This is a genomic window from Nocardia sp. NPDC003726 (assembly GCF_053586955.1).
This window is the reverse complement of sequence record NZ_JBSFNF010000011.1, coordinates 1-12,516: the sequence shown is the minus strand read 5'-3', so window position 1 is coordinate 12,516 and position 12,516 is coordinate 1. Positions and strand designations below refer to the sequence as shown.

Here is a 12,516-nt window from a genome sequence, read left to right as displayed (position 1 = left end):
GGTTACCGGCGCGGCGGGGTTCCCGCAGGCCGCCGCACGGGTGCTTCCGGCGTGGGCCGACCGGCTAGGTTGGGACCCGATGCCGAGCCTGCGGATGGAGGTGTCGCCCGTGGCCGACGGCGAGGACGAGGTGGTTCGCGCGGTCGTCTCGACGATGCTGCGCGGGCGCGACCAGTTGATCGCCGAGCTCTCGGCGGTGATGCGCGCGCAGGTCGTCGCCCTCGACTCGGATGTCCGGTTGCGCGGCCTGTTCGAGGCGGGTACCACCGACAACCTGATGTCGGTGCTGGACTTCGTGCAGAACGACGCCGCCGAGCACGACGTGCACGCTCCGGCCAGGGCGCTGGTGTACGCGCGCACTCTCGCCCAGCGCGACGTCCCGCTCTCGGCGCTGATCCGGGCCTACCGCGTGGGGCACGCCGGGTTTCTCGACATCGCGATGCGCTACGCCGTGGAGCTGGGCGGCTCCGACAGCGCGGCGGCCATCATCCGGATGGTCCATCGCTCCGCGGTGTACATCGACCGGGTGTGCGAGCAGGTCGGCATCGCCTACGAACAGGAACGCGACCGGTGGGTCGGCAGCCGCGGCGGCCTGCGCCAGGAATGGGTGGCGCGGGTGCTCGACGGCTCGGCCGACGACATCGCCCAGGCGGAGCAAGTGCTGGGCTATCCCTTGTCGGGCCGTCACGTCGCGGTGAACGCCTGGACCGAACCGCAGCTTTCGGCGCGGGCCGCGGTGGATGTCCTCGATGCCGTGCGCGCGGCTCTGGTCCCGCTGCTCGGCCACCCGCGCCGGGCGCTGCTGGTGCCGACCGACGAACGCGAGGTCCGGCTGTGGTTCTCGATCGCCCGGGACACGACCATCGATGCCGAGGCCATCCAACGGGCCTTGTCCGCGCTGGCCTTACCGGTGCGCGTGGCGGTGGGCGGCTGCGGCAGCGGTGTCGCGGGATTCCGGCGCAGCCTGCGCCAAGCCGACCGGGTGCGCGAACTCGTGCTGCTGGCAGGTCCCGGCGCGCCCCGTGCGGTGTCGCACCAGCAGGTGGCCGCCGTCGCGCTGCTCGGCGCCGACATCGAGGAACTGCGCCAGTACGTCGCCGACTGCCTGGGTGAGCTCGCCACCGACAACCAGCGCAATCTCTGGCTGCGCGAAACCCTGCGCGTCTTCCTCGCCAACAACCGCAGCTACGCCGCGGCCGCCGAGGAACTGGCCGTGCACCGCAACACCGTCCAATACCGGGTGCGGCAGGCGCTCGACCTGACCGGCCACACCTTCGACGATCACGACCGCACGCTGCACCTGCACCTGGCGTTGCAGGCTGCCCGCTGGTTCGGACCGGCGGTGCTGCGACCGTGCCCGGCCTGACGCTGTCCTTTGTGCGGTCGGCACGAAAGTTGTACGAAGTTTCAGCACCCGCGAATATGGCCCACATCACATGCCGATTCGTACGATTTCCGCGAATGCGCAGCTCAGATGAGGAGAAACCGCCGTGTCAACGCTGGAAACCGTACGCGGACCGATCGATACCGCCGATCTCGGAGTGACGCTGATGCACGAGCACGTCTTCGTGCTCACCGGAGATGTCCAGCAGAACTATCCGGCCGAATGGGGCTCCGAGGACGAACGCATCGCCGATGCCGTCCGGCGGTTGCGGGTGGCCTACGACGCGGGAGTGCGCACGATCGTCGATCCGACGGTGGTCGGGCTGGGCCGCTACATACCGAGGATTCAGCGGATCGCCGAGCAGGTGCCGCTGAACCTGGTGGTCGCCACCGGTATCTACACCTATGGCGATGTCCCCTTCTTCTTCCACTACCGCGGCCCCGCGCTGAACGACATCGTCGGCGCGCAGGTGCCCGACCCGATGGTCGACATGTTCGTCGGCGATATCCGCGACGGGATCGCGGGCACCGGGGTCAAGGCGGGCATGCTCAAGTGCGCGATCGACAAGCAAGGGCCGACCGCGGGCGTCGAACGCGTGATGCGCGCGGTCGCGAAGGCCCATCTCGAGACCGGGGTGCCGATCACGGTGCACACCCATCCGGAGACGCGGTCCGGGCTCGACGTGAAGCGCGTGATGTGCGACGAGGAAGGCGTCGACCCCGGCCGCATCGTGCTCGGGCACAGCGGCGACACCACCGACTGCGATCACCTCGCCGAACTGGCCGACGCGGGCTTCGTGCTCGGCATGGACCGCTTCGGCATCAATCTCGACACCACCTTCGAAGCCCGCGCGGACACGCTGATCGAGATGGTGCGGCGCGGCTACACCGACCGCATGGTGCTGTCCCAGGACGCGAGCTGCTACATCGACTGGATCGAGCCCGCCGCCATGGCCGCCCTGCCGCAGTGGCACTACACCCACCTGTTCGAAGACGTGTTCCCCTACGTGCTCGAACGCGGTGTGACCGAGGAGCAGATCGACACCATGCTCGTCGACGTCCCGCGCGCGTTCTTCGAGGCGCGCACCCGCTGACGCGGCTCGCCCGATAGGATCGCCGGACCCTTGCTCGGATCGTCCGGCACGTTCCTGCCGGGATGGGATGTGAATTCGTCATGGCCACTGTGACCTTCGACAACGCGACGCGGCTCTACCCCGGCTCGACCGAACCCGCGGTGGATCGGCTGAACCTGGAGATCGAGGACGGCGAGTTCCTCGTCCTGGTCGGCCCCTCCGGCTGCGGGAAGTCCACCTCGCTGCGCATGCTCGCCGGGCTGGAGGAGGTCAACGGCGGACGCATCCTGATCGGCGCCAACGACGTCACCAACGCAGAGCCGAAGGAACGCGACATCGCCATGGTGTTCCAGAACTACGCGCTCTACCCGCACATGACCGTCGCGGAGAACATGGGCTTCGCGCTGAAATTGGCCAAGGTGGCCAAGGCGGAGAAGGAGAAGCGGGTGCTGGAGGCGGCCAAGTTGCTGGATCTGGAGCCCTTCCTGGATCGCAAGCCGAAGGCGCTGTCGGGCGGCCAGCGTCAGCGGGTGGCGATGGGCCGCGCGATCGTGCGCCAGCCCCAGGTGTTCCTGATGGACGAGCCGCTGTCGAACCTGGACGCCAAGCTGCGCGTGCAGACCCGCACCCAGATCGCTCAGTTGCAGCGCAGGCTCGGCACCACCACGGTGTACGTCACCCACGACCAGGTCGAGGCGATGACCATGGGCGATCGGGTCGCCGTGCTGAAGGACGGCCTGTTGCAGCAGTGCGCCACCCCGCGCGACCTCTACCGCGATCCGGCCAACGTGTTCGTCGCCGGGTTCATGGGCTCGCCCGCCATGAACCTGTTCACCCTTCCGGTCACCGACGGCCGGGTGGAACTGGGCGGGCACGCGATCGCGCTGCCGCGCACGGTGGCGGACGAGGCGGGCGGCACCGTGACGGTCGGCATCCGCCCGGAGCACTTCGAGCTGGGCAACGGCTCCGGCATCGAGATGGAGGTCGACGTGGTGGAGGAACTCGGTTCCGACGCCTACATCTACGGCCGCACCGTCGCCGAAGGCGGGACCGACGGCGCCGGGGAGACCATCGTCTCCCGCGCGGATTGGCGCAATCCGCCCGCGAAGGGCGCTCGGCTGCGGCTGTCCACCGCGCCGGAGCACATCTACTTCTTCGACACCGACGGGCGCAGGCTCAACTGAGCACGCCGCCGGGCATCAGTCCGTCGTGTCGGAGCGACGGCGTTCACGCCGCTGCCTGGCGTAGTCCTCGTTGAGCCGCACGCCCAGTTCCTCGAGTTCGATCTCGCGGCCGGACTCGCTGCGCACCTGCACCCGCACCGGAGCGCCGGTCGCCTCCTCGACCAAGAGCAGCGGAGCGGGTCCTGGCTGCAAGTAGGCGTCGCCCCACTGCATGAGCGCCAGCACGGCGGGCAGCAGATCGCGACCCATCCGGGTGAGCACGTATTCGTGCCTGGTGCGCTTGCCTTCCTCCTGGTACGGCCGTTTCGCCAGCAGGCCGGCTTCGGTGAGTTTGCGCAACTGGGCCGCGGCCGCCGCGTCGGTGATGCCGACCCGGCTGGCGAACCCGTCGAACCGACGAGTCCCGTAGTACGCCTCGCGCAGGATCAGCACCGCCGAGCGCGTGCCGATGAGGTCCATCGCTTTGGCGATCGAGCACTCGTCGGGCTTCCACGCGTTGAGATCGGCCAACGGTCCTTCCATCACTGCTGCCATGACCCACATCATACCCAGGCTGACTTGCGTCAACTATTGTCAGGTGTAGTCTGACTATGTGTTGATAGAGCCAGGCATGGCGGCCCGGCTCTCGGTCCGAAGGGAAGCACCATGAGAGACGCGGTGATCGTCGAAGCGGTACGCACGCCGATCGGCAAAGGGAAGCCGAACGGCGCGCTGCACGACGTCAATGCGGTTGATCTGCTGGCCCACAGCCTGCGGGAGGTGGTGAACCGCAGCGGCGTCGACCCCGCCCTGATCGATGACGTGATCGGCGGCGTGGTCACCCAGTTCGGCGAGCAGGGCGCGAACATGACGCGGCGGGCCGCGCTGGCCGCCGGGTATCCCGAATCGGTCCCGGCCACCACCGTCGACCGGCAGTGCGGCAGCAGCCAGCAGGCGATCCACTTCGCCGCGCAAGGCGTGATCGCGGGCGCCTACGACATCGTGGTCGCCGCGGGCGTGGAGTCGATGGGCCGGATTCCCATGGGCGCCAACTTGGTCGGTTCGGACGACATCTCCGGTGTCGGCTTCGCCGAGCGGTACCCGGAAGGACTCGTCCCGCAGGGCATCAGCGCGGAGCTGATCGCGGCGAAGTGGGGACTCACCCGCACCCAGCTCGACGAATTCGCGCTCGGCAGCCACGAGAAGGCCGCGCTCGCCACCAAGAACGGCCTGTTCGCGCGGGAACTCGCGCCGATCAACGGACTCGCCACCGACGAGGGCATCCGGGTCGGCAGCACGCTGGAGACGCTGGCCGCCCTGCGCCCGGCCTACTACGACCCGGCCATGGCCGCCCGCTTCCCGCAGATCGGCTGGGAGATCACCGCGGCGACCGCGAGCCAGGTCAGCGACGGCAGCGCGGCGGTGCTCATCATGACCAGCGAGCGCGCGAAGGAACTCGGGTTGAAGCCGCTGGCCCGGCTGCACAGCTTCGCGGTGGCCGGTGACGACCCGCTGCTGATGCTCACCGCGGTGATCCCGGCGACCAGGAAGGTGTTGCAGCGGGCCGGGTTACAGCTGTCCGACATCGACCTGATCGAGATCAACGAGGCGTTCTCGCCGGTGGTCCTGGCGTGGGCGCACGACACCGGGGCGGATCTGGCGAAGGTCAACGTCAACGGCGGGGCGATCGCGATCGGTCACCCGCTCGGCGCGTCCGGCGCCCGGTTGATGACCACGCTGGTCCACGCCATGCGGGACCGCGGCGCCCGCTACGGCCTGCAAACCATGTGTGAGGCAGGCGGTCTGGCGAACGCGACCATCGTGGAGCGGCTGAGCTGATCCGGTTCACCACCGGCGCTGCGTGTTCGTGACGGTTCGACGCGAGCACGCAGGCCGGTGGCGCGGCCTGTCCCGGACACGCTGTGTCGCAGCGGGCAGCTAGAACGAAACGAGTATCACCGCGATCAGGAAGCCGACCAGCCAGGATTCGAGGATCAGCGGCACCGCGATCAGCGGCGTCCAGGCGATCGGCCTGCGGTCGCGCACTTTTTCCAGAGCGGAGACGACCGCCGCGAGCACCGAAGCCGCGATGCCCGCCCAGGCGATGACTTGCGCCCACCACAGATATCCGGCGCCCCCGCCCTCGGGTCCGTCGCGCAAGAGCACTTCGTAGAGCGGGACGAAAGCGGCCATCACCCAGCCGAATCCGAGGACGACCACCGAACCCGCCGCCACGCGCAGGGCATCGGCCGTTCGCCGCCGCAGGTGCCACGCCATTGCATCAGCATGACTGCTCCACCTGCGCACGGCATCTCAAACGCCGGTGTAGACCTGGGAGGCCAGGGCGAGGCCGCCGGCGAACGACAGCACGATCAGCACCATCGCCAGCACCGGCCAATACCACATGTACCAGCGCTTGACCGCGGCCAGGATGAGCATCCCGGTCACGCCTGCGATCGCGATCGCCGTCCCGCCCCACGACACGGCGAAGGCCCAGCCGAGGTATTCGGTGCGGCAGTTGTCCTGACCGCACGGATCGGCGGCGAAGGCGAAGAAGACGGTGAAATAGGCGGCGGCCAGTCCGAGGACCACCGCGACGCAGTACAGCACGACGGCGAGCACGACGTCCCAGGTCCGCACCGGCCGCTGCCCGGCGGGCGGCCATGACGGCGTGCCGTGCGGCCGAGGCTGCGGAATGCCGGTGTGGATCATGACGCCAACGATCCCGTCTCACACGCCATGCCGGCTCCGGGAAACTACTCGAGTGTGCGTGCGCAATCCCCCGATCCGCCGTGGCGGCCGCATAAGCTGATCGGCGATGAGCGACTCCGCAGCGCAGAACGTCGTCTACGCCATTCCGATGCGCACCCGCTTCCGTGGCATCACGGTGCGCGAAGGGATGCTGATCCACGGGCCGCTCGGCTGGGGCGAATTCTGCCCGTTCCCCGAGTACGACGACCGGGAGGCCGCCGCGTGGCTGGCCACCGCTCTGGAGCAGGTGACGACCGGCTGGCCCGAGCCGGTGCGCGACCGGATACCGATCAATTGCACGGTGCCCGCCGTCGACCCGCAGCAGGCGCACGCGATCGTGGCCCGATCCGGCTGCCGCACCGCGAAGGTGAAGGTCGCCGACCACCCGGAATCGCTCGCCGAGGATCTGGCCAGGGTGGAGGCGGTGCGTGACGCGCTCGGCCGCAACGGCGCGATCCGGGTCGACGCCAACGCGGTTTGGGACGTCGGCACCGCGGTGCGCCACATTCGGCAGATCGACAAGGCCGCAGGTGGGCTGGAGTACGTGGAACAGCCCTGCCGCACGATCGAGGAACTCGCCGCTGTACGCCGCCGCGTGGACGTGCGCATCGCCGCCGACGAATCCATCCGCCGCGCCGAGGACCCGATGCGCGTCGCGGTCGCCGGTGCCGCCGATATCGCCGTCCTCAAATGCACGCCGCTCGGCGGAGTCCGCCGCGCCCTGCAAGTAGCCGAGGCGGCAGGGCTGCCCTGCGTGGTCTCGTCCGCTCTGGAAACCAGCGTCGGCCTGGCCGCACAGCTGGCGCTGGCGGGCGCGCTCCCCGAACTCGACTTCGCCTGTGGTCTGGGCACTTTGAGCCTGCTCACCGGTGACGTTACCCGCGGCTCGCTCCGGGCGGTCGACGGCTACCTCCCCGTCCTGCGCACCCCGCCCGAGCCGGAACCGGCACTGCTGGAAAGCCATCGCCACCCCGACGCCGACCGCACCGCCTGGTGGGAGGACCGCTTGGCCCGCGTCACCGCTTTGCTCCCGCACACCTAACGGCGCGAGCCCCACTGCTCGGCGTCCGCCCCCCTCGCGAGAGATGGAATCGACGCGCACAGAGCGCGCGACGCCCCGTAACCGGCTGTTCCTGCCCACACGGTCAGCCAGGCTCACCCGATGCGGACGCCGCAGCCGAGCATCGTCGCACGCAAGAGCAACGCCGCCTCGGGGCCGACGACGCCGTCCACGAGCTCCACATAGCGGTCGCAGAACTCCGGGCCGTGCGCGGCCACCGACCCCGCAGCGGGGTCCAGGTGATGCGCCAGTTCGTGCAGGATCACCAGTTCCCGCAGCGCCCAGGCCGTCCCGCCGGTGTGCAGCGGAACCGCGAGGACCGCGTCGGCCGCCTCGTAGTGCGCGGCAGTCGTCCCGGCGCGCGCACGAACGCGCACCGCCACCGCGGCCCGTTCCCAGCGCGCTCGAACCCAATTCAGCGCCAGCACCTTGTCCGTATAACTCTGCACCGATTCCACCGAGGCGAAGCGGCGCTCGATAGGCAGCGTGAGCTGCGAGCCATAGAGTTCGACGGTGCGCACGCCGTGCTCGTCCGCGCGATCGAACACACCGCGTACCAACTGCTCGGCGTCGTAGACCTTGGCGCGCTGGCTGTCGCGCACGGTCATCGAAGCGCGCCCGATCTAGCGGCGGCGCGCATCGACCGGATCGGGATTCCCGCCGGACACGCGCGGGCATGGTCGCTCGATCGTGCCCAGCAGCCCGCGATGTTCACGCTGGTCAACCGCCCTCTGAGGAGGTCAGCTTCCTACGGGGAGCGGGCAGTTCGGGAGAGGTGCCGATCCGGGCCGCCCGGCCCGCGCGATCCCCCGCCGCCCGCGCCGCCGCCGAATGCCCGGCCGACGCCTGCGGCCCGCGCCAGGTCCCGCGCGCCTCCGACGTCTTCGCGTAGAAGTCCGTGAGCTCGATCTCCTTGTTCCGCAGCGCCAGCGCCGTCCCGGCCGCGTCGGCGTCCCCCGGCACCACTTCGGCTTCGACCTCCGCCTTCACCTCCGACAGCCGCCTGCCGATCCGCGCGGCGAAGGCCATCTGGAAATTCAACCGCGCTGTCACACCCGCGACCGGCGCCTGCACCCTGCGCCGGACCTGTCGGCCCCAGCGCTTCTCCACCACGATCTTCTCGACGGTGGCCGATCGGTAAGCGCCCGACTTGATGTACTGGTCGGACGCGCGCACCATCTGCACGAGCAGACTGGCGTAGAGCGCCTCGCAGGTATCGATATCGGAGTCGAACCCGTAGGCGTACACCTGCGTCGAAGTCCGGGCGACGTCGCAGCGCACGTCGTTCGCGGCCGCGATGGCGACGAACAGCTGGACATAGGTGCGCAAACCGCGTTTGCCCGGCTCGCCGATCGGGATGATCCGCTGCACGGGCGTCGGCCTGCGCTCACGTCCGGCGATGTGCGCCCGCGCCACCGCGAGATCGATGGACGACTTCGTGGCCAGCCGCTGAGCCGCGGCGAGAAAGGCTTCGGCCTCGTGTTCGTTGTCGGTCGACTCGGCCTTGCGCAGCAGCCCACCGATGCGCGTGAGCATCCGATCGGGAACCGCGTTCGGCGAAGACATCGCGCCCCAGCCTAGTGGGCGACTTGCGGCCACTGTCCCGCACACCGGATCGACACCATGTATCTTGCCTTGTGCACCGGCAGGGTGTGCTGCCGCTCACGAACGATCCTGGAGTGTTTGCGATGGCTGTGAAGAAGGTGACGTCCCTACGTTCGTCGCTCGTACCGCGGGCCGCGGTGGCCCTCGCCTCGGTCGGGCTGCTGACCGCGACGTTCACCAGCGCCTGCTCCAGCGACAGCGGTGGCAGCCCGATCAGCCAGAACCTCACCGGACGCGGCCCGATCACCTACGTCGAGGGCAAGGACACCACCGAGACCGGCGCGGTCAAGCAGCTGATCGAGCGCTGGAACGCCGCGCACCCGGACGAGCCGGTGACGTTCAAGGAGCAGTCGAACGACGCCTCCCAGCAGTACGACGACCTGGTCGAGCACATGCGCTCCAAGCAGTCCAACTACGACGTGGTCGCCCTGGACGTGCCCTGGACCGCCGAGTTCGCCGCCAAAGGCTGGATCCAGCCGCTGAAGGACTCCTTCGCCATCGACACCAGCGCGCTGCTGTCCCCGCCGGTCGCCAGCGCGACCTACAACAACACGCTCTACGCCGCGCCCCGCAACACCAACGGCGGCCTGCTGTTCTACCGCAAGGACCTGGTGCCCAACCCGCCCAAGACCTGGAACGAGCTGCTGGCCCAGTGCCCGATCGCGCGCCAGCAGAACATCGGTTGCTACGCGGGCCAGTTCGCGCCCTACGAGGGACTGACCGTGAACGCGGCCGAGGTGATCAACGCCTACGGCGGCAGCTTCGTCGGCGCCGACGGCAAGACCCCCACGGTGAACAGCCCGCAGTCACGCGCCGGACTGAAGGTCCTGGTCGACGCCTACAACAACGGCGACATCCCCAAAGAGGCCATCACCTTCAAGGAGCCCGAGTCCAGCAACGCCTTCGCGCAGGGCAAGCTGATGTTCCTGCGCTCGTGGCCGTCCACCTTCGGTGACGTCGGCGGCGAGGCCTCCGCGGTGAAGGACAAGTTCGCGGTCGCCCCGCTGCCTGGCGAGAACGGCGTCGGCGCCTCCACCCTCGGCGGCTACAACGCGGCGATCAGCGCGTTCTCCAAGAACAAGGCCACCGCGCTGGACTTCCTGCGCTTCCTGATCAGCGAGGACGCGCAGCACATCGTCGCGGCGGGCGCGCTGCCGTCGGTGCGCGCGTCCATGTACGACGACCCGGCGCTGATCGCGAAGATGCCGTACCTGCCCGCGCTCAAGGATTCCATCGCCAGCGCGGTGCCCCGTCCGGTGACGCCGTTCTACCCCGCCGTGAGCAAGGCCATCCAGGACAACGCCTATGCTGCCTTGAACGGAACCAAGTCCGTCGACGACGCGATCACCGGTATGCAAAAGGGCATCGAGACCGCGGGATCGTGAGCGGTTGAACGCAACGGACCCGACGAACCCGCAGGAGAGAAACGGTGTCGGATCCTTCGGGAACGGCGACTAGCGTGCCGAAAGACGAATCAGTTCCGGCCAGGCGCGGCCCGGCCGCCAGGCTGGCCCTCGAGCTTCGCCGCTCCGGAAAAGCCTGGGTGTTCGTCACCCCCGTGCTGATCGCCCTCGCGGTCGTCATCGGCTATCCCGTGATCCGGGCGCTGTGGATGTCCTTCCAGAAGGACTCCGGGCTCGACCCGGCGACCGGCATGTTCGTCGAAGGCGGCAACGCCGGATTCGCCAACTACACGCACTGGCTGCTGCAACAGTGCCAGGTCGCGACCGGTGAGACGGTGCCGTGCCCGACCGGCAACCTCGGCTCGCAATTCTGGCTTGCCATCGGGGTCACGCTGTTGTTCACCGTCGTCACCGTCGCGCTGGAAGCCACACTCGGCCTCGGCATGGCCATGGTGATGGGCAAGACCTTCCGCGGCCGGGCGCTGCTGCGCGCCGCCGTGCTGATTCCGTGGGCCATCCCGACCGCCGTCACCGCGCGGCTGTGGGAGTTCATGTTCCAGTACGACGGGGTGGTCAACCGCGTGCTCGGCACGCACATCCTGTGGACCTCCGACCCGTGGCCCGCGCGGATCGCGGTGATCGCGGCCGACGTCTGGAAGACCACGCCGTTCATGGCGCTGCTGCTGCTGGCCGGTCTGCAAGTGATCCCGGCCGACGTGTACGAGGCGGCTCGGGTCGACGGCGCGTCGGCCTGGCAGCGGTTCACCCAGATCACGCTGCCGCTGCTGAAGCCGGCCCTGCTGGTCGCGGTGCTGTTCCGGACCATGGACGCGCTGCGGATGTACGACCTGCCCGCGATCATGACGCTGGGCAACCCGTCCACCCGCACGGTGTCGATCCTGGTGGTCGATCAGGTCCGGCAAGGCCCCAACAGCGCGGCCGCGTTGTCGACGATCACCTTCCTTTTGATCTTCGCCGTGGCGTTCGTGCTGGTGAAGATCCTGGGCGCGAACGCGGTTCGCACCCAGGAAGAACAGCGGGAGGCGCACTGATGTCCGTGCAGACAGCGGAGAAGGCCGTGACCGGGAAGCCCGCCGCGGCGCAGGTGCCGTGGACCAAGCGCCTCGGCTCCGTGCGCCTGTACCTCGGCGCGCTGATCGTGCTGGTCTGGGGCCTGGCGCCGTTCTACTGGATGGCGGTCACCGCGTTCCGCGATCCCGACTACACCTTCGACAACACCCCGTGGCCCACCCACATCACGCTGGAGAACTTCCGCAACGCGTTCGACACCAGCCGCGGCAACGACTTCGGCAAGGCGCTGATCAACAGCATCGTCATCGGCTCCATCACGACCGCGATCGCGTTGGTGATCGGCGTGCTGGCCGCATACGCCCTGGCGCGGCTGACCTTCCACGGCAAGTACGTGGTGTCCGGGCTGATCCTCAGCGCATCGATGTTCCCGGTGGTCGTGCTGGTGACCCCGCTGTTCCAGCTGTTCACCAATCTGGGCTGGATCGGCGAGTACCAGGCGATGATCATTCCGAACATCTCCTTCGTGCTGCCGATGACGGTCTACATCCTCGCGTCCTTCTTCGCCGAACTGCCTTGGGAACTCGAAGAAGCCGCGCGGATCGACGGCGCCACCAAGCTGCAGGCCTTCCGCTTGGTGATGCTGCCCTTGGCCGCTCCCGCCGTCTTCACCACCGCGATTCTCGCGTTCATCGCGGCGGTCAACGAATACCTGCTGGCCCGTTTGCTTTCCAGCGACAAGACCGAACCGGTCACCGTCGCCATCGCCCGCTTCTCCGGCAACAATCCGCTGGTGCAGCCGTACGCGGCGATCATGGCGGCGGGCACCATCGTCACGATCCCGCTGGTCATCATGGTCCTGATCTTCCAGCGCCGGATCATCTCCGGCCTCACCGCGGGCGGCGTGAAGAGCTGAGTTGTTTGGCAGCGCCTGCGGCGCTGCGTGTTCGCGGCCCCTTCATGGCTCGCGTTTGCGCGACCGCCGCTTGCTCCTTCGTCGCGTACGCGGCGGCCGCGCAAACGCGAGCCGGGCCGCGAACGGAGCACGC

Annotated in this window: 13 protein-coding genes; 8 read left to right on the top strand and 5 right to left on the bottom strand. The window is 68.9% G+C overall.

Annotated elements, in window-relative coordinates; all coding sequences use genetic code 11:
• Nucleotides 1-79: 79 nt before the first annotated feature.
• The 3 genes from ACWDMM_RS16760 (at nucleotide 80) to ACWDMM_RS16750 (ending at nucleotide 3,640) form a co-directional block, all read left to right on the top strand.
• Nucleotides 80-1,366, top strand: a complete 1,287-nt coding sequence (locus ACWDMM_RS16760; RefSeq protein ID WP_449938203.1) for a PucR family transcriptional regulator — start codon at nucleotides 80-82, stop codon at nucleotides 1,364-1,366.
• Nucleotides 1,367-1,490: 124 nt separating this feature from the next.
• The gene (locus ACWDMM_RS16755; RefSeq protein ID WP_195081006.1) at nucleotides 1,491-2,477 is read left to right on the top strand and encodes a phosphotriesterase family protein; all 987 of its coding nucleotides are present in this window, start codon (nucleotides 1,491-1,493) and stop codon (nucleotides 2,475-2,477) included.
• Nucleotides 2,478-2,557: 80 nt separating this feature from the next.
• Complete coding sequence (locus ACWDMM_RS16750; RefSeq protein WP_195081007.1) at nucleotides 2,558-3,640, top strand: ABC transporter ATP-binding protein; 1,083 nt, start codon at nucleotides 2,558-2,560, stop codon at nucleotides 3,638-3,640.
• Nucleotides 3,641-3,655: 15 nt separating this feature from the next.
• Here the strand turns inward: ACWDMM_RS16750 and ACWDMM_RS16745 are convergent, their stop codons facing one another.
• Nucleotides 3,656-4,186, bottom strand: a complete 531-nt coding sequence (locus ACWDMM_RS16745) for a winged helix-turn-helix transcriptional regulator (protein WP_195081055.1) — start codon at nucleotides 4,184-4,186, stop codon at nucleotides 3,656-3,658.
• A gap of 99 nt (nucleotides 4,187-4,285) precedes the next feature.
• Here ACWDMM_RS16745 and ACWDMM_RS16740 point away from each other — a divergent pair, with 99 nt between their 5' ends.
• A complete protein-coding gene (locus ACWDMM_RS16740; RefSeq protein WP_449938201.1) occupies nucleotides 4,286-5,458 on the top strand; it encodes a thiolase family protein in 1,173 nt (390 codons plus the stop codon).
• A 99-nt stretch (nucleotides 5,459-5,557) separates the two neighbouring features.
• Here ACWDMM_RS16740 and ACWDMM_RS16735 read toward each other — a convergent pair whose 3' ends face one another.
• Nucleotides 5,558-5,896: a hypothetical protein gene (locus tag ACWDMM_RS16735; protein WP_195081009.1), complete on the bottom strand. Its 339-nt coding sequence runs from the start codon at nucleotides 5,894-5,896 to the stop codon at nucleotides 5,558-5,560.
• A 36-nt stretch (nucleotides 5,897-5,932) separates the two neighbouring features.
• Nucleotides 5,933-6,331: a hypothetical protein gene (locus ACWDMM_RS16730; RefSeq protein WP_195081010.1), complete on the bottom strand. Its 399-nt coding sequence runs from the start codon at nucleotides 6,329-6,331 to the stop codon at nucleotides 5,933-5,935.
• Between the two features lie 106 nt (nucleotides 6,332-6,437).
• Here ACWDMM_RS16730 and ACWDMM_RS16725 point away from each other — a divergent pair, with 106 nt between their 5' ends.
• Nucleotides 6,438-7,412 carry an o-succinylbenzoate synthase gene (locus ACWDMM_RS16725; RefSeq protein WP_449938198.1) on the top strand — a complete coding sequence of 325 codons (975 nt, stop codon included), beginning with the start codon at nucleotides 6,438-6,440 and terminating at the stop codon, nucleotides 7,410-7,412.
• 113 nt (nucleotides 7,413-7,525) lie between these two features.
• Here ACWDMM_RS16725 and ACWDMM_RS16720 read toward each other — a convergent pair whose 3' ends face one another.
• Together ACWDMM_RS16720 and ACWDMM_RS16715 are read right to left on the bottom strand one after the other, a co-directional pair.
• Nucleotides 7,526-8,038 carry a TIGR04338 family metallohydrolase gene (locus ACWDMM_RS16720; RefSeq protein ID WP_195081012.1) on the bottom strand — a complete coding sequence of 171 codons (513 nt, stop codon included), beginning with the start codon at nucleotides 8,036-8,038 and terminating at the stop codon, nucleotides 7,526-7,528.
• Nucleotides 8,039-8,150: 112 nt separating this feature from the next.
• Nucleotides 8,151-8,996, bottom strand: coding sequence for a DUF2786 domain-containing protein (locus tag ACWDMM_RS16715; protein WP_195081013.1), 846 nt, complete (start codon nucleotides 8,994-8,996; stop codon nucleotides 8,151-8,153).
• A 122-nt stretch (nucleotides 8,997-9,118) separates the two neighbouring features.
• Here ACWDMM_RS16715 and ACWDMM_RS16710 point away from each other — a divergent pair, with 122 nt between their 5' ends.
• From ACWDMM_RS16710 to ACWDMM_RS16700, 3 genes are read left to right on the top strand one after another with little or no spacing between them, the layout of a single operon-like run.
• Entirely contained in the window at nucleotides 9,119-10,420 is a 1,302-nt protein-coding gene (locus tag ACWDMM_RS16710; RefSeq protein WP_195081014.1) for an ABC transporter substrate-binding protein, read from the top strand.
• Between the two features lie 44 nt (nucleotides 10,421-10,464).
• Entirely contained in the window at nucleotides 10,465-11,490 is a 1,026-nt protein-coding gene (locus tag ACWDMM_RS16705; protein WP_195081015.1) for a carbohydrate ABC transporter permease, read from the top strand.
• A complete protein-coding gene (locus ACWDMM_RS16700; protein ID WP_323124623.1) occupies nucleotides 11,490-12,383 on the top strand; it encodes a carbohydrate ABC transporter permease in 894 nt (297 codons plus the stop codon). Before ACWDMM_RS16705 ends, ACWDMM_RS16700 begins: the two co-directional genes overlap by 1 nt.
• Nucleotides 12,384-12,516: the final 133 nt, after the last annotated feature.